The sequence below is a fragment of the Peribacillus sp. FSL K6-1552 genome (genome assembly GCF_038005205.1).
Classification (GTDB): domain Bacteria; phylum Bacillota; class Bacilli; order Bacillales; family DSM-1321; genus Peribacillus; species Peribacillus butanolivorans.
On sequence record NZ_JBBOST010000001.1, the window covers coordinates 226,415 to 246,680 of the forward strand.

Here is a 20,266-nt window from a genome sequence, read left to right on the forward strand (position 1 = left end):
ATCGAATTATTAAGGTATTCAATATTGAAGGAGTGTGATCAGGTGGAACAGGATCAGAAAATCGAGACCATCACTTTAAAGCCTTATCTGCTGGAGCATCATCAGGAGCTGTCACAGTTTTATTTACCGGAAACACAAACCTCCTTTTCAGCTCTACCGGAACAGTCACTACAATACTGCCGGGAAGATGTAGACAGGCATCCTTTCGTTATATTGGCTGATGGTATCCCTGTTGGTTTTTTCGTTTTACACATTGGAGAAAACATTAGCCCTTTCACCAACAATAAGAAAGCAATTTTACTCCGTGGATTTCTCGTTGATCAAAAGCACCAAGGCCAAAAAATTGCGAAGAAAGCCTTGCAAGTCCTTCCAGAATTCGCAAAGGGGATTTTTCCAAACAAAGATTCGATTATTCTTGCAGTGGACGCCATGAACGTGGTAGCGAAAACTCTATATGAGAAATCGGGATTTCAAGATACAGGAATTCAAAAAGAAGGAAGAAGCGGGTGGATGGAGATAATGGAATATAGATTTTGAGATTGCATTTGATGGGTTGGTTTGTGAAGGGTATTGCTTTCCTTCTGATTGGAAAAAAAGAAAAAGGAACCACACGTAAATATAGATTCATTCGATTACGAATTATTAAATAGGTAACAACTGATATATGCATAGGGCAATTAGACTTTTCGAAACAGGGAAGGTCTTTTTCTTTGTCCAATTTGTTACAAGTTTCATTAGGAAACTTGATGATTTAGAGGGTCGCTTTTAATAATACGGCTGCCTTATGGTACACTTTACTTAATGAAAATTTCGTTAATCGAGGTGTAGTCCTAATGAAAACAGTCGTAGTCGTAGGTGGAGGCATTACAGGTTTATCAACCATGTATTATTTACAAAAAGCAGCTAAAGCGGACAGTCTCTCCGTACGATTAATATTAATAGAAGGTAATGAGGAATTAGGCGGTAAAATCAGGACCGTGCATGAAGGGCCATTTAAAATAGAAGCGGGTGCCGATTCGATTGTTGCCAGGAAACAAAATATAAAACCATTTCTTAAAGAATTGAACCTAGAGGATCAAGTGGTCTATAATGCTACAGGAAAATCATTTATCCATACGGATGGCGTGCTAAAGAAAATCCCGGAAGATGCCTTATTTGGAATTCCAATGAGCATAGAGTCTTTGGCGGAGAGTGAACTTGTATCTGCACAAGGGAAAGTCGACGCCTTAAAGGATTTCTATACAAAAAATGAGACGTTTACGAAGAATGACTCAATCGGCTTATTTCTTGAAAGTTTCTTAGGTAAGGAATTGGTGCAAAAACAAATTTCACCTGTCCTATCGGGTGTTTATTCAGGGAAATTGAATGAATTGACCATTGCTAAAACACTGCCAGAGATGCTGGATTATAAAAATGAATATGGCAGCATCATACGCGGTCTATCTGAAAATAAGCAGAAATACCAGAGCAAGGGAAATAAGAAGTTCCTTTCATTTAAAAATGGCTTATCTGTATTGATTGACCGTATTGAGGAAAGTCTCGATATGGTGGAAATTTTAAAAGGGACCCAGGCGGAAAAAATAATAAAGAATGATGAAGGGTATATAATTTCATTGGCAAATGGTGAAATGCTGGAAACAGATTTCGTCGTATTGAGTACGCCGCACACTATTGCCCAGAAACTATTGGGTGATCAGGAGCTGGATAAAGACTTCGCGGGCTTAATCAATAGCTCGATGATTAGCATTTATCTTGGGTTTGATATACCAGATAGCATGCTTCCTAATGATGGGACAGGTTTCATTGCTGGTGATAATAGTGATTTAATTTGTAACGCCTGTACGTGGACGAGCAGGAAATGGGGGCATACCTCTGAAAACAGTCAGCTTTTAGTAAGGCTCTTTTATAAAAGCTCAAGTCCAGACTATGATCGATTACAGTCCCTAACGAAACAGGAATTAATACAGGTGGCTTTAGGTGATATTAAAAATAGCTTGGGTATTTCCGGGACTCCTATAACTAGTGAAGTAACAAAATGGCATGAAGATATGCCGAACTACCATATAAAGCATCCTCACATTGTTCAATCGTTGGAGGCGAAAATCGCCGAGAATTATCCGAATATTTTACTTGCTGGCTGTTCATACAATGGTGTCGGAATACCGGACTGTATTGCAGATGGGGAAAAGAAAGCACAAGAGATTTATGCGAAGTTGTAAAGGGGGACTGCCAGGGGGGCAGTCCTTTTTTTGTATCTGCTATCCTGGAAATTTCGTTTGAAGTTTCCTGCATTTCCTGTATAATAATATTCGTTAAATTAAACTTTAAGTTTACTAATACAAAACTTTATGCACTTTGAGTTTACTATTTGTAAACCGATTGAGGGTAAAATTATGCAAATTGGAAAGAAAATAAAAAACCTTCGTTTGAAAAAGGGATTGACCCAAGAAGAGTTGGGAGAAAGAACTGATTTAAGCAAAGGGTATATTTCACAATTAGAAAGAGATTTGAGTTCGCCTTCAATTGAAACTTTCTTCAATATTTTAGAAGTACTAGGCTGTACCCCAAAGCAATTCTTCGATGAAGAGGAACAGGTCCAGAAAGTAGTTTATGAGGAAGAGGCACAAACATTTTTTATCGATGAGGAACGAGGCTATCAAATTCAGTGGCTTGTACCTGAATCGAATGAGAAGGAAATGGAACCAATTCGCCTGACTCTTCAGGAAAAAGGGGAATTCAAAAAATTTGAACCATCCTTATCGGAAACATTCGGTTACGTATTAAGCGGAAGAGTTATTGTAAAGCTAGGTACACATACTTATCTCGTAAAAGCCGGGGAATCGATTTATTTTCATGCATCTGATGAACACCAAATCATCAATGATTTTGATGGTCCATCGGAGTTATTGCTTGTGGTGACGGAATCATATTTATAGAAACTAAAACATATGCTGCCGTTTGTTTAGGGTAAAAATAGATTATTAAGGTAATGGAAAGAGGGAAGTAGCTATGACAAACGAGAAGATTATACGCTTCGAACACGTTACAAAGCAATTTGATGATGATACCGTTGTTCTCGATAATGTTAGTTTTGAAGTTGAGAGGGGCAAGTTCTACACACTCTTAGGTCCTTCAGGCTGTGGTAAGACAACTATCCTTCGCTTGATTGCGGGATTTACGGAAGCTTCCAAGGGCGATATTTATTTTGAAGGAAAAAAAATCAATAATGTTCCAGCCAATAAACGACAAGTTAATACGGTTTTTCAAGATTATGCACTTTTTCCGCATTTAAATGTATTTGAAAATGTGGCATTCGGGCTCAGAATCAAAAAAATGAAAAATGCGGATGTAGAAATAAAGGTAAAGGAAGCTCTGAGCTTCGTAAATTTGGAGGGCTATGAAAAACGTGAAATCAGGGAAATGTCCGGCGGTCAGCGCCAACGGGTAGCGATTGCACGAGCGATTGTTAATGAACCAGAAGTTATCCTTCTTGATGAACCGTTATCTGCCCTTGATTTGAAATTGCGTACAGAAATGCAATATGAATTACGTGAACTACAACAAAGGCTTGGAATCACCTTTATCTTCGTCACTCATGACCAAGAGGAAGCACTCGCGATGTCGGATGAAATCTTTGTCCTCAACAAAGGGAAAATTCAGCAAAGTGGGACGCCTACGGATATTTATGATGAGCCGCTGAATCGATTTGTTGCCGATTTCATTGGTGAGTCTAACATCGTAAAAGGAAAAATGATTGAAGATTATCTAGTGGAATTTGTCGGCAGGCAATTTGAATGCGTCGACCAAGGTTTGAATCGTAATGAAGCAGTGGATATTGTCATCCGTCCAGAAGATTTAGAGATTACTTCTGTTGATCGCGGGAAACTGCAGGTTCGAGTGGATTCTCAGCTATTTCGTGGTGTGCATTACGAAATCAGCTGCTATGACCATGATGGTAATGAATGGCTTGTCCAATCTACTAAAAAGGCGACAGTTGGAGACGAAATTGGACTGTATTTCGATCCTGAAGCAATTCATGTCATGAGGTTAGGTGAAACAGAGGAAGAATTCGATAAGCGTCTAGAAGCGTATCATGATGGGGAAAGTCATGCAGAATAAAATGTCCCGTAATATTTACTTCATTCCTTATGTCCTATGGATTGCTCTATTTGTTATTGCGCCTATTCTGCTCATCCTTTATTATTCTTTTTTTGATATCGAAGGAAATCTATCATTGATTAACTATCAAAAATTCTTTACACCCGTTTATTTAAAAATGACTTTGAGCTCATTTTGGTATGCTTTTTTAATTACAGGGATATCGCTGTTAGTGGCCTATCCGACTGCTTACTTGTTGACAAAAACCAAACATAAGCAGTTGTGGCTGTTACTGATCATCGTACCTTCTTGGATTAATTTACTCTTAAAAGCTTATGCCTTTATCGGTATTTTTGGCACATATGGTGTGGCGAATGGTTTTCTAGAAGCGATAGGAATTGGGAAGCAGCAAATTCTCTTTACAGATTTCAGTTTCATATTCGTTTCGGTTTATATATTTATCCCGTTCATGATCTTACCGATATTCAATGCACTGGACGAAATGAATCCAACACTTTTAGATGCGGCAAATGACTTAGGAGCGTCCCGATGGATGACATTCCGCCGCGTGATTTTCCCGTTAACAATCGATGGTGTTAAGACGGGGTGCCAGGTCGTCTTCATCCCAGCACTTTCATTGTTCATGTTGACAAGGTTGATTGCCGGTAATCGTGTCATTACCCTTGGTACGGCAATCGAGCAGCATTTTCTCGTGACACAGGATTGGGGAATGGGTTCCACAATTGCTGTCTTTTTGATTATTATAATGTTCCTGATTATGTTTGTAACGGGTAACCGAAAGCAGGGTGTGTAAAATGAGTAATAAATTATCACCATTATCAAAAGCGTTTCTCGTTTTGATTTTTCTCATACTCTATGCACCGATTTTCTTTTTAGTATTTTACTCGTTTAACAGCGGTGGTACGATGTATGACTTTAAAGGGTTTACCTTTGAATGGTATAAGGAGCTGTTCCAAGATACAAGGTTGTTGATCATTGTATTAAATACACTTGTGATTGCTTTATTATCTGCACTAATCGCTACGATCATTGGCGTGATTGGAGCAATTGGAATCCGGTCCTTTACGAGCAGTAAAGCAAAAAATACGTTATTGTCTCTGAATAACGTATTGATCGTCAGCCCAGATGTGATTATTGGTGCCTCCTTCCTGATTCTTTTCACAATGGCCGGAATCAAGCTCGGGTTTTACTCCGTACTGTTGTCACACATCGCCTTCAGTATTCCAATTGTTGTTCTACTCGTGCTTCCAAAACTTCAGGAGATGAGTCCGACCTTAATCGATGCTGCCCGTGATTTAGGGGCAAGTCGGTGGGATGTATTGACGAAGGTTATCTTGCCTTACATTTTACCAGGTATCTTTGCTGGGTTTTTTATGGCTTTGACTTATTCACTCGATGATTTTGCGGTTACATTTTTTGTGACCGGTAACGGATTCTCCACCCTTTCCGTGGAAATCTATTCATTGGCGCGCCGTGGAATTTCATTAAATATTAATGCGTTATCGACATTGCTGTTCGCAGTAACACTTCTGTTGGTTGTCGTTTATTATTTTATTACTCAACGAGTCAGGCAGACGGGAATGGGGGGGAGACGATGAAAAAGCTCGTCCAAATGTTCTTAGTCATTTCTGTCGTATCTGCCCTGCTTTTATATGCGATTTCAAGATTGAATACATCGCAGGGTTTTACGAGCAGCAATACGCTTACCATCTATAATTGGGGCGATTACATCGATTCAGATTTAATCGACCGTTTTGAAGAAGAAACAGGCATCAAGGTCATTTATGAGACGTTCGATTCTAATGAAGCAATGATGACCAAAATCGAACAGGGCGGTACGACTTATGATATCGCTATTCCGTCCGAATATATGATTGATAAAATGCGTGAAGAAGATTTACTTGTTCCCTTGGATCATTCCAAGCTTCCTAATTTGAAAAATATCGACGAGCGATTTATCAACCTGCCGTTCGATCCAGAAAATAAATTTTCCGTTCCTTACTTCTGGGGAACTGTTGGCATTGTTTATAATTCTAAGATGCTTGGTGGTAAAGAGATTACTGCCTGGGCAGATTTATGGGATAAGGATTTGAAAAATGAAATCCTCTTAACAGATGGTGCCCGAGAAGTAATGGGTATGGGGCTGAACTCTTTGAATTATTCACTGAATGATACGAATGAAGAACATCTTCAAGAGGCAAAAGCCAAGCTAGATACACTCACTCCGAACATTAAAGCAATTGTTGGGGATGAAAGCCGCATGCTATTGGAAGCACAGGAGGCGGCGATTGGTCTGGTTTGGTCTGGAGTGGCTTCTGAAATTATGGCTGAAAATGAAGATCTCGAATATGTGGTGCCAAAAGAGGGGTCCAATTTATGGTTTGATAATATGGTTATACCGAAAACGACCAAAAATGTGGACGCGGCTCATCAGTTTATCAATTTCATGCTGGATCCAGAAGTAGCGGCACAAAATGCTGAATATGTTAGCTACTCAACTCCTAATAAAGAAGCGTTGAAATATATGCCGGAAGAAGTAGTGAAGGATGAACGTTTTTATCCATCACCAGAATTAACAGAGAAACTGGAAGTGTACGAAAACCTTGGGAAGAAAAACTTAGCCCATTACAATGAACTCTTTTTGGAATTCAAAATGCATCGTAAATAACACAAAAAAAGCATGGTGTAAGAGGAATCTTCTTCTTACACCATGCTTTTTCTTTTCTAAGTTTGTGACAAGTTCTAATGGGGATTTCGTGCTAAACATAGAAAAGTACACCATCACCTCTGATGACTTCACTCCAAAATTCAGTATTATGATATAACTTATCATCTTTGGAATAACGAATCTTTATTGACCTGGTCAAAGGGTAGACGATCAGTCTTTAGTAAAAGTACTCTAAAATATCAGTTGAGAGGTAAGTATGTTAGTATAATGACAGGATAAGGTGCATACAGCAGTGGGAGTAAAATCTTAAGGATTTATTAATATTTCCAAGCTATTATAATAGAAAAATTAAGGAGAGTATTCATGAAACTATTAAGAAGCAAGAAGGCATATGTTTGGGCAGGAAGCAGTTTAATCATTGCCGGTATCATGGTATTTGCGATGATTTCGTCTACAGATAAGACAATGGCGAGCGTGGATGGAGAGAAAATCAATAAGGATGAGCTTTATGACGCACTTGTTGAGGGGTATGGAGCGGATACATTAAACTTATTAATTACAAATAAATTGGTTGCATTGGAAGCGGAAAAAGAGGGAATTAAAATTAAGGATGAAGAAATCCAGAAAGAGATCGATACTCTGGTAGAATCCTATGGTGATGAAAAAGCGTTCAAAGAACAATTGGAAGCAAGCGGTTCTTCCATGGATGCCTTGAAAAAAGACATCGTGGTTTATCTTCAAACGAAAAAATTGATTGAACCGAGAATTACCGTGACAGATGATGAAATCAGTACGTATTTTGAAGATAATAAAGATACCTTTGCTCAAGCAGAACAAGTGGAAGCTAGTCATATTTTAGTTGATGACGAAAAAACGGCTAAGAAAGTTGCGAAAGAAATTGCAGAAGGTGGCGATTTTGCTAAATTGGCAGCTGAATATTCTACTGATACAAAAACGGCAGAAAAGGGTGGAAGCTTAGGATACTTTGGTAAAGGTGATATGGTGAAGGAATTTGAAGACGTTGCCTTTGATCTTGATATAGATAAAGTCAGTGATCCAGTTAAATCCGATTATGGGTACCATATCATAAAAGTAACCGGTAAGAAGGAAGCGAAAAAAGCTAATTTAGAAGACAGTAAAAAAGAAATTAAAGAAACGCTTCTTTCTGAAAGATTACAAGAGGAATATTCTGTTTGGTTAGCTGAAGTAAAAGAAGATCATGAGATAACGAATAAATTAGAAGGTACTGAATAAGGGGTGAAAAGGATGATTCCAAATCGAATAACATCCACTTTGGACCATCTTTTTTATAACACTATCCATTGTATTTAGTAATCTTTTTGAAAATATGATCATTGAAGAGGATAGGACCATATTTAGAAAAAAGGAGCAGAGACGTAATGTCCTCTTCTCCTTTTTTATTTGTTAGAAGTTAGATGAAATGGACTTTTCATTGGAGAGTTCTGATTTTGTAACTAGTTCATCACTTTCTTTTTCTCCTTTATTATTGTCATCTTTTAATGACTGAGCTGGGGTTTCTTTCAATTGTTTTCCCGCCACTACAACTTTGGAGCTGATGCATTTTAGTTCACTTGTTGCTTCTTTGGCTGAATCAAGGGCATCAGTGGAGATATCCTTTACTTCGGTTACCTTACCTACCACGTCTTCATTAACGTTTTCATATAAAGTTTCAACGTCATTGATTGCCTCTTTAATCGTGTTGGTTGCTCCTTTAACGCCAGATACCATCTGTTCCTTCACTTCGTCTGGATTTTCCTTAACTTGTTCAATCATATTCACGGAGTTGTCTTTTAAAAGGATTGCCGATCTTTTTACTTTATTCCTTGTGTTGGAGTCAAGTAAGGTTAAAGCACCGCCTACAAGTCCGCCTATAAGAATACCTTTTAACAGTTTGCTATTCGTTTCAGTTTCAATAGTTGGTTGTGTCATCTATATTTCCTCCTCTAAGAATAGTAGATTGATTGCTTATTAGGGTTTTCCCTTATTTACCATAGCTTAAACTTGTATAATAAAAACAAGGAATAAAAGGGAGTACCTCTAAAATTAAAAGAAGGCATCCATACGGATGCCTTCTTTTAATTTTGCATATGGAACTAACGAAACAAAAAACTTATGTATTCTTTTTGGGTAAAAGGATTCACAATTGGGGAATCCTTGTTTTATATTTCGCTATTAGTTTTTGATTGTGTTCATCTGCCCCTTCGATATTCCCACTTAGGAAAACGGGAGGGGTCACCCCTGATTTAATAATGGTCTCAATGACTTGGGTGAAAATCATATTTAGAAGGACAGCTCCAATTACAGTCGATCCAGATCCAAATGATATATTGTTTGATTTCAGTAATGTATCACCTTTGGAAATATGATTGTCTATGACTAAATCAACGACATCGTGGAGATAAAGTTTCTGTTTATGCCGTGAAGAACAACTGTTAGCATACTCAGGTGAAGTTAATCCAATAACAAAGGCGCCTTTTTCTTTTGCGATTGTAGCAACATCGATGGGAACGGGATTCACACCAGAGGATGAAATAACGATACAGACATCACCAGGACGGATATCCTCATCATTCATGAATTTCTCTGATAGGCCATTTTGTCTTTCAAGTTGCGATGACCTTGATGCTCCCTTAAAAAGCATCAAATCTTCAACGAAAATAGGACGAATGGCTGCTAACCCGCCTGAGCGGTAGAATACCTCTTCTGTCAAAATATGAGAGTGTCCGCTTCCGAACAAATGGATGATTCCATCTGACATTACTGCTTTTGAGATGTGTTTCACAGATTCCTTAATCGAAAGCTTTTCCTGTTCTACCACAGTTGAGAGTAAATCCTGCACTGCTTCAAAATATGAGTTCATATGTGACACCCTCCGATTACCTTTAGCATTAAAAGATTATAGTGATGAATTTGTCCTAACTTGCATATCCGGTGAAAATATTCAAATTATCTAGTAATGTTGATTATAAACTTATACCTGTCTGCACGATAAGCTGATTTAACATATTCTAGGGGGGTTCCATCTTGTAAAAACGTATTCCTTTGAATGAATAAAATGGGCGAATGTTTAGGAATCGCTAAATGGGTAATTTCTGTATCTGAAGCAATCGCTGATTCTAATGTTTGCGTAGCATAGTCGATTTTAAGTTTAGCGTAATTTTCTATATATTGGTAAAGAGACAGATTGATAATTTCTTCAGTTAATCCCTTAATTAAATTCGCAGACATATACATCGTTTCGAGTGCCATTGGAACGTCATCGGCCAATCGTATCCGCTTTATTTCATAAACAGGAGCATAAGTGGAAATGTGCAGTTCATTAGCAATTTTTTTATTTGCCGGAATGATTTCGAAGCTCAGCAGTTTACTGCTTGGGTTTAACCCTCGGGCTTTCATATCCTCTGTAAAGCTAGTCAGTCCATTAAGCTGCTGCTCCAGCTTCTTATCGGCTACAAAGGTTCCTCTGCCTTTCTGACGATATAGGTATCCATCATTAACTAGGTTATTTATGGCTTGACGGACAGTCATTCGGCTAATTTCAAATTGTTCTGCATATTCACGTTCAGATGGAAGGGCATTGTGCGCTTGGAACTCACCACTTTCTATTTGTCTTTTTATTTGTTCTTCGATTTGAAAATAAATTGGAAGAGGTGAGTTTTTATCAATCATTGATTTTCGCTCCTTTAGGGTATTAACACTCCAGATAACGCTTTTTGGTCCGCGATAATTGTAACATTATTATGTTTTTTAAGGATAGATGCAGGAAATTCCTCTGTTATTTCCCCGTGTATTAATTTCTTCAAGGTTTCGGCTTTCTCTTCTCCTGATATTAGCAGCAGAATTTCTTTACTTTTCATTATTGTGGCAATACCCATCGTAATTGCATGTGTGGGTACTTCGTCGATGGAGTCGAAATAGCGTGCGTTCGCTTGTCGAGTTGATTCCTCAAGTGCGACTACATGTGTACCAGATGAGAAAGAAGTTCCTGGTTCATTAAAACCAATATGACCATTTTGTCCAATTCCAAGTATTTGAAGGTCAATCCCACCCAATGTTTCAATCATTTTGTCAAAACGAGTACATTCCTTGTCCAGATTATCGGCTGTACCATTTGGAAGATAAGTTTGTTCTTTATTTATATTAATATGAGCAAATAATGACTGGTCCATATAATAATGATAACTGTTTGGATCATTTGAATCTAAGCCGATATACTCATCAAGATTAAATGATGTTACGTTTTCATAAGAAGTATTATTTTGCATGTGATCTTCAATTAGCGTATCGTACGTCCCTTTTGGCGTCCCGCCTGTTGCAAGACCGAGCTTGATTTTCGAATTCTCTTTAACTTTTCGAATGACTATATTTGCAGCTGACTGACTCATTTCTTTGTAATCCTGCACTTTAATAATATTCATTATACATTCTCCTTTTTAAATGCTAATTTACCTCTGCAGAACGTCATTTCAACATCCAATTTTTCATTTAATATTACAAGATCAGCATCTTTTCCAACATGTATACTACCTTTTCGATCAAAAATCCGAAGCTGTTTGGCAGGATTTTCTGCCGTCATTTTAATAATGTCAGTCATGGAACAACCTGTATATTGCAAGGTGTTCTTAATGGCATCGTTCATTTTCAATATACTGCCTGCGAGTGTTCCATTTGATAGGGTTGCTGTCGTTTCGTTAACATACACGGGCTGGCCGCCTAAATCATAGGTACCCTTTTCAAGCCATTTGGCACGAAGCGAGTCCGTTATCAAGATCATCCGGTCACTGGTAATTTGGCTATAAGCTAACTTCACCATTTCCGGTCGGCAGTGAATGCCATCAGCAATAAGTTCAACAAACAGCTCGTCTCTAAGATAAGCAGCACCCAATACACCAGGCTCGCGGTGATGAAGACCCCGCATCCCATTATAAAGATGCGTGACGTGAGTAGTCCCTGCAGAAATCGCTTCACCTATTTGGTCATACGTTGCATCTGAATGTCCAATGGAAGCGACGACGCCTGTTTCCTTTAAGTGAGCTGCAAGATCTAATCCGTTTTGTTGTTCAGGTGCAAGCGTTACAAGCTTGATCTGATTTTGGGCAATTTCCTGCCATCTTTTAAATAGAGGGACATCAGGATCAACGATGTACTCTTCAGGCTGTGCTCCCTTACGTGCTGGTGAAATGAAAGGACCTTCTAAATGAATCCCAACTATTTCAGCGTGATTCTGTGTTTGACTTCCGATATAATTACCCGCATTAAGAAGTGCTGATTCAATGGCATCTGTTGATTGAGTCATTGTAGTGGCCAGAAAGCTGGTAGTTCCTTCTTTTGGAAGAGTTTCTGCCATTGTAGATAAAGCTTCATATGTGGCGTCCATTGCATCAGCATTAGATGCCCCGTGAATATGAATATCGATGGCACCTGGAATCACCTGATAATCCGGTGAAAGTGTAATTACTTTAGCATCATCGTCATGTTTGTATTGGTTGACTGGACCTACTTCGGCAATTTTTCCGTCGACGACTTTAATGTACCCATTTTTGTATGTTTCCTTTTCGCTATAAACTATTAGATTATTAATAATGAATGTTTTCATACATAATCTCCTTTATGAAAGTAAAACTTAATGAATGAGTCATAAATTGGTCTCATATATTTTGCCCTCATTTTATCGCTTTTATTATAAGTTGTCTAGACCAGTTATGGAGTGACGGGAATAAAAATGATATTTTTGCTTTATTTTCGAAGAATATAGTATATTTTCAAATGAATTGGTATAGACATCTATATATTTTCTATGCTAGTATAATCCAAAGAAAACTTATTATATTGACAAAATGAAAACGCTTTATACGTCTTTTCGTTCTGCTGAATCAAAAGAAGTTAGGAACAAGGGAGATGAGTTCGATGTTAAATTTTTTACAAAAGATTGGGAAAGCTTTGATGTTACCGATCGCTGTTTTGCCTGCAGCGGCTTTATTGCTTCGCCTAGGTCAACCGGATTTACTTGATATTGCATTTATAGCTGCCGCAGGAAAAGCGATTTTTGATAATCTTGCCATACTGTTCGCTTTAGGTATAGCGATAGGATTATCTAAAGACGGAAGCGGTGCAGCAGCATTAGCTGGTCTTGTTGGTTACTTTGTTTTAACGAATGGTACACAAGCAATTAATAAAGATATCGATATGGCTGTTTTAGGTGGGATTTTATCAGGTATAGTTGCTGCCTTCCTATATAATAGATACTCTGAAATAAGACTCCCTGAATGGCTTGGATTCTTTTCAGGGAAACGATTTGTTCCGATTATTACATCGTTAGCGATGATAATACTGGCAGGAATATTTGGTTTTGTATGGCCGCCAATTCAAGATGTAATCAATAACGTTGGAGACTGGATTACAGGTGCAGGAGCTTTAGGTGCTGGTGTATTTGGCGTATTGAATCGCTTATTGCTTCCAGTAGGTTTGCATCACGTCTTGAATAGTATGGTATGGTTTGTTTTTGGTGAATACAATGGAGCAACTGGTGATATAAACCGTTTCTTCGCAGGTGATCCAACTGCTGGGCCATTTATGACAGGATTTTTCCCTATCATGATGTTCGGTTTACCAGCAGCAGCATTAGCGATGATTGCAGCTGCTAAGAAAGAGAAACGTAAATTAGTAACGGGGATGCTGGTTGGTTTAGCTTTCACTTCTTTCTTAACAGGAATCACTGAACCAATTGAATTTCTGTTTATGTTCATTGCTCCAGTATTATATGTAATACATGCAATTTTAACTGGGATCTCATTAGCTCTCGCTGTTCTATTGGATATCCATCATGGTTTTGGATTCTCAGCAGGAGCCATTGATTATTTCTTGAACTTTGGTATTGCTCAAAAACCACTATGGTTAATACCGATTGGATTAGTTTACGCTGCAATTTACTTTGTGATTTTCTATTTTGTTATAAAAATTATGGATTTAAAAACACCTGGTCGTGAAGATGATGAGGAAGAAGCAGAAGAAGATACTGTTGTGAAAACAGGGGATAAATATGCCGATATGGGGTCACTTTTCATTCAAGACCTTGGCGGTAAAGAAAATATTAAAGTTATAGATAATTGTGCAACACGGTTACGTTTAGAGGTTGGCAATTCAGATAATGTGAATGAAGTAGCATTAAAAAGACATGGTGCACGTGGCGTAATGAAGTTAAATAAATCAAGTGTTCAGGTCATTGTTGGAACAAATGTAGAATTTGTTGCCAATGCGATGAAACAACTTGTAAAGAATGATGCCTATTCAAGCCAAGTTAAAACAAATCCATCAGCACAAGTAATGGCTGAAACAGTAGTAGAAAACCAAGCATTAGGTGTAAATGATTTTGTTCTTCCGTTAGAAGGTAATGTTTTGCCGTTGGACCAAGTTCCTGATCAAGTGTTTGCTATGAAAATGATGGGTGACGGCTTCGCAATTGAGCCGGTAAATGGGACACTCGTATCACCAATTGATGGGGAAGTGTTAAGTATCTTCCCAACAAAGCATGCATTGGGATTGAAAATGAATAATGGTCTGGAAATTCTGATCCATGTTGGTTTAGATACAGTTAAATTAAATGGAGAAGGCTTTACATCTCTTGTACAAGAAGGTCAAAAGATAACAAAAGGAACGCCTCTTTTGGAAGTTGACCTAGATTTCATAAAAATAAATGCTCCGTCTACTGTTACTCCTATCATATTCACTAACTTACCTGAAGGAACGGCAGTGAAATTACAGAAGACAGGGTTCCAGAAACAAAATACAGCAGACATCGTTCGGTTGGAAAAACTTTAAATAACAGTAAAAAAGAAGGCGTCCAATAGGACGCCTTCTTTTAAATTAAACCAAAACCAGTTCCTGAGGTGAAGCATCAACAATATTTTGAACTTCCGTCCCTTCAAGCGTTTCTTTTTTCAGTAGCTCTTCGACCAGCTCTTCATACTGCGGGCGATTTGAATCGAGCAATTTTTCCGTTTCCTGAATCGCTTTTGTGAACAGTTCCTGCATCTTTTGTTCTTTCTCGCCTTTATTAAATGTTAGGGTAAATCCATCTTGAAGCATTCCGGTATCGACCATTTGCTCAAGTAGATGTTTCGCCTGTTGTACGTCGCCGCCTACACCGATGCTGTGTTCCCCTAAATACATTCTTTCTGCAACGCCACCTGCTAAAATCATTTTGACTTGATCAAGTAATTCACTTGCTGTAGATAAATGAAGTTCTTTCGGAATCGGTGCTACATATCCAAGAGCTTCACCACGCGGTATGATGGTAGCTTTTCGAACAGAGCCAGGTTTGGTTAGGGCTGCAATCAAAGCATGTCCACTTTCATGGATGGCCACGCGGCGTTTAGTATCTACATCATTCAAGGTACGTGATGTGGCACCAAGAATTGTACGGTCAATTGCATAATCGAGATCTTGTTTGCGAATCATTTCCTGTTCATTTCTGAGAGCATGACGGGAAGCAGTATCAAATAGAGACCTTAAATCTGCCCCGGAGAAACCTGATGTGCTTTCAGCCAGTTCATCCAAGGAAGCAAGTACATCTGTTGCGAGTCGCTTTCCTTTAGTATGGATAGCAATGATTTCTTTTCTTCCCTGTGTATCTGGAAGTGGTACTTGAAAGGAAAAATCAATTCTACCAGGGCGAAGAAATGCCTCATCGAGCATATCTTTCCGGTTTGTTGCGGCAATAAATAAAATGCCTTCATTTGGATGGCCTCCATCCAATTGGACAAGTAGTTCAGTCAGCGTTTTTTCGCCTTCTTCTCCACCATGAGCTTTCCGTTTACCCGCTAATGCGTCTACTTCGTCAATGAAAATGACAGCTGGTGATTGCTTACGTGCATTTTGAAAAAGACTACGGACACGGGCTGCTCCAACACCGACAAACATTTCGTTGAAGGCCGAACCGCTTGTTGAGAAGAAGTTGGCACCCAATTCTTTTGCAATTGCCTGTGCAAGAAGCGTTTTCCCAGTTCCTGGGGGGCCGTATAATAAAATGCCTTGAGGAGGCTTAATTCCAATTTTAGCTGAACGTTCTGGTTCTTTTAGAGTAGTTAGGGTTTGCAGGATTTCTTGTTTGATTTCGGTTTGCAAACCGCCTACATCCTCCAAAGTTATCTCGGGCAAAGCTCTAGGAGCAGAAATGCTTTGTTTCTTGCTGCCAATAAGTAATCCACCTTTTGACCTTTTCTGTATAATAACAATGGTTGTGACTAATGCTGCCATCAATCCACCTAAAATCCATAATGCTGACTTATTAGTTGATGAGAATGAATATTGAACATTATAAGTTTCGACTAGTTTATTGATCATTTGACTGTTGGGGGGAATATTAGAAACATATTCTCCATCTGGTGTAGTGATGTGAAGGGTACCGTTTCGTTTCTCTTCTATTGAGACAAGGGCCCCATTTTGAGCTTTAATTGTCTTTTCAACAGAAGAAAAGGGAATAACCATTTCCTTTGATTGAGTTACAACATACCAACTAATTCCACCTATTATCACAATGAAAGCCGTTAAGAACGGCAGCAACTTCGAGACAAATTTAGAATTCGAGTTCAAATTTTCATCTCCTTTAAGGATATATATTCAGTATAGAATATTTAAACGTGTATTCTATAGGTCTTTAGTCCTTGAAATCTAGGTAAATAATGTAAAGGTGCGAAATGGCAATAACTTAGGGATGAGTACTAGTCTATTTTCAACCTGCATATTAGACTTTTTAAAAATGAAATGCTAAAGTGAAATGGTCTAAGTCATGAAAAAATAAAAAGGTAGAAGAGTGTGAAGTTCTATGAGTAAATTTATAAAAGACTATTTGATTACAATGAAGGATATCGTCAGAGAAGGAGATCCAATTCTGCGCCAGGTAACGGATGAAGTTAGCCTGCCGATTTCAGATGAAGATCGTGAAACGCTGGAGTGCATGATGCAATATTTAAAAAATAGCCAAGACCCAAAACTTCAAAAGAAATACAATTTGCGTGAAGGTGTTGGTTTGTCGGCAAATCAGATTGGCTTGAATAAACGCATGTTTGTTATGTATTTTCCGGATGAAAAAGGGAAGCTGATTGAATATGCCGTTGTGAACCCGAAAATAATCAGCCATTCAGCTACGATGATTTATTTACCGCAAAGTGAAGGCTGTCTTTCTGTTGACCGTGATATAAAAGGCTATGTACCTCGTTATGAACGGGTTAAAATTAAAGCATTGGATAGCAAAGGTGAGCAAATCGAGATGCGGCTGAAGGGCTTTGCTGCTATCGTGTTTCAACATGAGCTAGATCATTTAAACGGGATGATGTTTTATGATCGTATCAATATCGAGAACCCTTTCAAGCTTCCAGAAAATGTAGAAGTGAAAAGCTTGTAATACCAAAGAGGCAAAGCGCCAATGCTTTGCCTTTTTACATGTTTAAGATTGTGGAAGAATTCTCCCTGCCATATGCTTCTGTAAATCACTGAATATGGCCATACTCATTTGTTGGTATCCTTTGGAAGTGAGGTGGATGCCATCATCGCTAATTAAGTGGTTCAAGTCGCCAGCGGATTTAATGTAGGAACGCACATCAATCAGTGGCACCTTAAGTTCTTCAGCGAGGTTTTTCAATTGGCGGTTATACATTCCATGCCAATGTTCAATTCCGCCGACTTGGGACACAAAATGCCCGATTGAAGGCCCGAACCTTTCAGCAATAGACCGGTAATACCTAGCTGGATCTAGTGGTGGGAGGGTTAAAAGAAAAGGTGTGACATGCTTGTCCTGAACCTGTTTGACAAGATGAGTAATATTTTCTAGGTACCGTTCGATGGGAACAATTGGCTCATGATCACCTTCTGGATTTTTGGCGACTTCATCCCAATGGAAGTTACAGTCGTTTCCACCAACCTCTATTAATACGATATCAGGATTTTCTGACATGACATCTTTATCGATCCGGCTAACTAGCAGGTCGGAGTTGTCATTGAAAACCCCTTTATTCAATACTTCAACGAATGGCAACGATTCTGTAAGCTTAGCTAAAGAGTTCGGATAATTGTCTTTAATAATGCGAAGCCGACCTTTAACATAAGAAATACCTCTGGTTAAACTATCCCCAAAACATACAATCTTCAAATTTCTCACCTCGGTATGTGACTGTGTTACTTATTATTTTAGTAGTAGAATAGTTTTTCAGCAAACTTTACTTTCTATTCATATAGAAGAGAGGTATTTTATTGAAATAGTACCCGCTTTTCCTTAATAAAAACTTAAAAAAGCGCTGAAAGCCCAGCGCTTTTTTAGTCTATTGTAACGATTCCTCTTTTGGAGGCGTTTCTACTCTTGTTTTTCCCATAAAGAAAACCGTGATTGCAGCAAGACCGATTGGGATGAGGGCCAAAGTGAATATTAAGGAAATTGAATCAGACATTGCATGAACAATTTTATCTAGGATAAAGTCCGGAATCTGGGCACGTGCATCTGATTGGAAGAGCTGACGAGGGTCCTCCATTAGTACTGATGTGTCCGGTCCTCCCTGCATCCCTTTAAATGCGTCTGTCATTTTACTTGTGAATACATTATTCTGTATCGCTCCATAAATCGTAACACCGAGTGTCATCCCAAAAGAACGTAGGAATGAGTTTGTAGAGTTGGCCGATCCGCGAAACCTCGGTTCCAAATTATGAATCGAAGCAATAGGCAAAAGAGAGAACGAAAAGCCCATGCCGAAGCCAGTCAGAATCATGTAAAGTGTTAGTAAAGTTCTGCTTGTATCAGGGGTAATTGTCCCTAACAGAAGCATTCCTGCAAAATAGCAGACGACAGAAATTGTCATCAAGTTGCGGAAGCTGGTCTTTGTATTGAATATCCCACCAATTGCACTACCAACGACGGAACCAAGCATCATGGGAGTAAGAATTAACCCGGCATTTGTTGCAGATCCCCCGTAAACAGCTTGGACGAAAATTGGTATATAGACAGTTAAAATAATAAATGTACCGCCATATAGGATGGCCAAGATTTGAGAGGTTGCAAACAACCGTCTTTTAAATAACCATAATGAAATGATAGGATCTTTTGCTCTTTTTTCGAAAAAGAAAAAAGAAATGAAGAAAACTAAAAAGCTTGCAAACAGACCTATGATAGGAAATGAATCCCAACCATACTCTCCGCCCAGTTCGAGGGCAAACATTAAGCTAATAACGGCAATAACGAGTGTTGCTGCCCCACCCCAATCAATTTTTTGTTCCTGGGTATTGGCTGACTCTTTGTAATATCGCATGATGAAAAATAAAGAAATGATTCCGATTGGAACATTGACATAGAAAATCCAGTTCCAGCTAGAATACTCTGTAATATAAGCACCTAAAAGCGGGCCCAATACACTTGAAGCTCCAAATACAGCTCCGAAAAGCCCAGTTAATTTTCCGCGTTTCTCAGGTGGGAAAATATCGAATATGATTGTAAAAGCAATCGGCATTAAAGCGCCGCCACCAATCCCCTGGATTGCCCGAAAAATACTTAACTGGACTATGCTTTGAGCCATACCACATAATGCAGAGCCGATTAGAAAGACTACGAGGCCAAAAATAAAAAACCTCTTCCGTCCATACATGTCGGAAAGCTTACCGAAAATTGGCATGCTTGCCATTGTGGCGACCATATAAGCGGATGTCACCCAGACAAACTTATCGAAACCGCCTAAATCTGAAACGATCGTTCCCATGGCAGTCGCAACAATCGTATTATCCATTGCTGACATCAAGATACCTAATAATAAACCGGCAACAATGAATTTTTGGTTTTTTTGTTCTTTCATTTATTTTCCTCCTTAGTGCGTACTAATATTTCATAATTTTATTTACATAAATGAATGATAACCATTAAGATAAAATAAAATCATTTATCTTGATTATCAAGATAAATTTAAGTGTAAGAGGGGTGGTATTTTATGTCAAGCGATAATATGGTGAATGCAGATTTGTTAGAGAAGTTAACGCATAGTCTGAAAAGATATGGAATGAGATCGGTTTTATTTCAACAAAACATGGCCCAAAAAATAGGAGTTACCCATACGGACTTAAAGACTGCTGAGATATTGAATGAAACAGGACCGATAACCGCCGGTGAACTATCGAAAATTACGGGGTTGAGCACGGGCTCGGTAACGGCGCTAATCGATCGTCTTGAAAAATCTTGCTATGTAAAAAGGGAACGAGATCAATTGGATGGAAGGCGGGTAATGATTGTCCCGATGCCCGCAAGACAAGAACAGATCAAATCGCATTATCAATCACTCTCTACGGCTACCAAAAATCTATGTTCCGCTTATAATGAGCAAGAGCTTACATTTATCCTTCAATTTGTGGAGGATATCTCAGAAATTATGGACAAGGAAAATGACAAGTTAATGAGTGAACGGGAAGGGTGGCTGAAATAAAGGCTAC

Annotated in this window: 19 protein-coding genes; 11 read left to right on the forward strand and 8 right to left on the reverse strand. The window is 38.6% G+C overall.

What is annotated here, in order from left to right; translation table 11 throughout:
- Positions 1–42: 42 nt before the first annotated feature.
- The 8 genes from NST21_RS01205 (at position 43) to NST21_RS01240 (ending at position 8,041) form a co-directional block, all read left to right on the forward strand.
- On the forward strand, positions 43–537 hold the full coding sequence (locus NST21_RS01205; protein WP_340887333.1) for a GNAT family N-acetyltransferase: 495 nt from the start codon (positions 43–45) through the stop codon (positions 535–537).
- Between the two features lie 296 nt (positions 538–833).
- Positions 834–2,219 (forward strand): protoporphyrinogen oxidase, encoded by a 1,386-nt coding sequence (locus NST21_RS01210; protein ID WP_340887335.1) that lies wholly within the window; start codon positions 834–836, stop codon positions 2,217–2,219.
- Positions 2,220–2,393: 174 nt separating this feature from the next.
- Positions 2,394–2,936 carry a helix-turn-helix domain-containing protein gene (locus NST21_RS01215; RefSeq protein WP_053348244.1) on the forward strand — a complete coding sequence of 181 codons (543 nt, stop codon included), beginning with the start codon at positions 2,394–2,396 and terminating at the stop codon, positions 2,934–2,936.
- A 73-nt stretch (positions 2,937–3,009) separates the two neighbouring features.
- Positions 3,010–4,119 carry an ABC transporter ATP-binding protein gene (locus NST21_RS01220; RefSeq protein ID WP_053348245.1) on the forward strand — a complete coding sequence of 370 codons (1,110 nt, stop codon included), beginning with the start codon at positions 3,010–3,012 and terminating at the stop codon, positions 4,117–4,119.
- Positions 4,109–4,912 (forward strand): ABC transporter permease, encoded by an 804-nt coding sequence (locus tag NST21_RS01225; protein WP_053348246.1) that lies wholly within the window; start codon positions 4,109–4,111, stop codon positions 4,910–4,912. The genes NST21_RS01220 and NST21_RS01225 overlap by 11 nt, the downstream gene beginning before the upstream one ends.
- A gap of 1 nt (position 4,913) precedes the next feature.
- Positions 4,914–5,717, forward strand: coding sequence for an ABC transporter permease (locus NST21_RS01230; RefSeq protein ID WP_340887339.1), 804 nt, complete (start codon positions 4,914–4,916; stop codon positions 5,715–5,717).
- Entirely contained in the window at positions 5,714–6,787 is a 1,074-nt protein-coding gene (locus tag NST21_RS01235; protein ID WP_340887341.1) for an ABC transporter substrate-binding protein, read from the forward strand. Before NST21_RS01230 ends, NST21_RS01235 begins: the two co-directional genes overlap by 4 nt.
- A 363-nt stretch (positions 6,788–7,150) precedes the next feature.
- Entirely contained in the window at positions 7,151–8,041 is an 891-nt protein-coding gene (locus NST21_RS01240) for a peptidylprolyl isomerase (RefSeq protein ID WP_340887343.1), read from the forward strand.
- Between the two features lie 171 nt (positions 8,042–8,212).
- Here the strand turns inward: NST21_RS01240 and NST21_RS01245 are convergent, their stop codons facing one another.
- The 5 genes from NST21_RS01245 to nagA all read right to left on the reverse strand — a co-directional run bounded on the left by NST21_RS01245 (position 8,213) and on the right by nagA (position 12,404).
- A complete protein-coding gene (locus NST21_RS01245) occupies positions 8,213–8,737 on the reverse strand; it encodes a YtxH domain-containing protein (RefSeq protein ID WP_340887344.1) in 525 nt (174 codons plus the stop codon).
- Positions 8,738–8,945: 208 nt separating this feature from the next.
- The gene (locus tag NST21_RS01250) at positions 8,946–9,668 is read right to left on the reverse strand and encodes an SIS domain-containing protein (RefSeq protein ID WP_340887346.1); all 723 of its coding nucleotides are present in this window, start codon (positions 9,666–9,668) and stop codon (positions 8,946–8,948) included.
- An 86-nt stretch (positions 9,669–9,754) separates the two neighbouring features.
- Entirely contained in the window at positions 9,755–10,477 is a 723-nt protein-coding gene (phnF, locus tag NST21_RS01255) for a phosphonate metabolism transcriptional regulator PhnF (RefSeq protein WP_340887347.1), read from the reverse strand.
- A 14-nt stretch (positions 10,478–10,491) separates the two neighbouring features.
- Complete coding sequence (nagB, locus tag NST21_RS01260; RefSeq protein WP_201188279.1) at positions 10,492–11,226, reverse strand: glucosamine-6-phosphate deaminase; 735 nt, start codon at positions 11,224–11,226, stop codon at positions 10,492–10,494.
- Positions 11,226–12,404, reverse strand: a complete 1,179-nt coding sequence (nagA, locus tag NST21_RS01265; protein ID WP_340887350.1) for an N-acetylglucosamine-6-phosphate deacetylase — start codon at positions 12,402–12,404, stop codon at positions 11,226–11,228. The genes nagB and nagA overlap by 1 nt, the downstream gene beginning before the upstream one ends.
- 311 nt (positions 12,405–12,715) lie before the next feature.
- Between nagA and nagE the strand changes: the two genes are divergently transcribed.
- Positions 12,716–14,626, forward strand: coding sequence for an N-acetylglucosamine-specific PTS transporter subunit IIBC (nagE, locus tag NST21_RS01270; RefSeq protein ID WP_340887351.1), 1,911 nt, complete (start codon positions 12,716–12,718; stop codon positions 14,624–14,626).
- A 45-nt stretch (positions 14,627–14,671) separates the two neighbouring features.
- Here the strand turns inward: nagE and NST21_RS01275 are convergent, their stop codons facing one another.
- Positions 14,672–16,399 carry an AAA family ATPase gene (locus tag NST21_RS01275; protein WP_053348256.1) on the reverse strand — a complete coding sequence of 576 codons (1,728 nt, stop codon included), beginning with the start codon at positions 16,397–16,399 and terminating at the stop codon, positions 14,672–14,674.
- Between the two features lie 232 nt (positions 16,400–16,631).
- Between NST21_RS01275 and def the strand changes: the two genes are divergently transcribed.
- Entirely contained in the window at positions 16,632–17,210 is a 579-nt protein-coding gene (def, locus tag NST21_RS01280) for a peptide deformylase (protein ID WP_053348257.1), read from the forward strand.
- 42 nt (positions 17,211–17,252) lie between these two features.
- On the opposite strand, the gene NST21_RS01285 is transcribed toward def, so the two are convergent.
- Together NST21_RS01285 and NST21_RS01290 are read right to left on the reverse strand one after the other, a co-directional pair.
- Complete coding sequence (locus NST21_RS01285) at positions 17,253–17,954, reverse strand: SGNH/GDSL hydrolase family protein (protein ID WP_252432540.1); 702 nt, start codon at positions 17,952–17,954, stop codon at positions 17,253–17,255.
- Between the two features lie 169 nt (positions 17,955–18,123).
- Entirely contained in the window at positions 18,124–19,638 is a 1,515-nt protein-coding gene (locus tag NST21_RS01290; protein ID WP_053348259.1) for an MDR family MFS transporter, read from the reverse strand.
- Positions 19,639–19,770: 132 nt separating this feature from the next.
- Here NST21_RS01290 and NST21_RS01295 point away from each other — a divergent pair, with 132 nt between their 5' ends.
- Entirely contained in the window at positions 19,771–20,259 is a 489-nt protein-coding gene (locus NST21_RS01295; protein WP_340887353.1) for a MarR family winged helix-turn-helix transcriptional regulator, read from the forward strand.
- The last annotated feature ends 7 nt before the right edge of the window (positions 20,260–20,266 follow it).

Coding starts and splice junctions, on each gene's coding strand:
- NST21_RS01210 (WP_340887335.1), top strand. CDS start 834: ATGAAAACAGTCGTAGTCGTAGGTGGAGGCATTACAGGTTTATCAACC.
- NST21_RS01215 (WP_053348244.1), top strand. CDS start 2,394: ATGCAAATTGGAAAGAAAATAAAAAACCTTCGTTTGAAAAAGGGATTG.
- NST21_RS01220 (WP_053348245.1), top strand. CDS start 3,010: ATGACAAACGAGAAGATTATACGCTTCGAACACGTTACAAAGCAATTT.
- NST21_RS01225 (WP_053348246.1), top strand. CDS start 4,109: ATGCAGAATAAAATGTCCCGTAATATTTACTTCATTCCTTATGTCCTA.
- NST21_RS01230 (WP_340887339.1), top strand. CDS start 4,914: ATGAGTAATAAATTATCACCATTATCAAAAGCGTTTCTCGTTTTGATT.
- NST21_RS01235 (WP_340887341.1), top strand. CDS start 5,714: ATGAAAAAGCTCGTCCAAATGTTCTTAGTCATTTCTGTCGTATCTGCC.
- NST21_RS01240 (WP_340887343.1), top strand. CDS start 7,151: ATGAAACTATTAAGAAGCAAGAAGGCATATGTTTGGGCAGGAAGCAGT.
- NST21_RS01245 (WP_340887344.1), bottom strand. CDS start 8,737: ATGACACAACCAACTATTGAAACTGAAACGAATAGCAAACTGTTAAAA.
- NST21_RS01250 (WP_340887346.1), bottom strand. CDS start 9,668: ATGAACTCATATTTTGAAGCAGTGCAGGATTTACTCTCAACTGTGGTA.
- phnF (WP_340887347.1), bottom strand. CDS start 10,477: ATGATTGATAAAAACTCACCTCTTCCAATTTATTTTCAAATCGAAGAA.
- nagB (WP_201188279.1), bottom strand. CDS start 11,226: ATGAATATTATTAAAGTGCAGGATTACAAAGAAATGAGTCAGTCAGCT.
- nagA (WP_340887350.1), bottom strand. CDS start 12,404: ATGAAAACATTCATTATTAATAATCTAATAGTTTATAGCGAAAAGGAA.
- nagE (WP_340887351.1), top strand. CDS start 12,716: ATGTTAAATTTTTTACAAAAGATTGGGAAAGCTTTGATGTTACCGATC.
- def (WP_053348257.1), top strand. CDS start 16,632: ATGAGTAAATTTATAAAAGACTATTTGATTACAATGAAGGATATCGTC.
- NST21_RS01290 (WP_053348259.1), bottom strand. CDS start 19,638: ATGAAAGAACAAAAAAACCAAAAATTCATTGTTGCCGGTTTATTATTA.
- NST21_RS01295 (WP_340887353.1), top strand. CDS start 19,771: ATGTCAAGCGATAATATGGTGAATGCAGATTTGTTAGAGAAGTTAACG.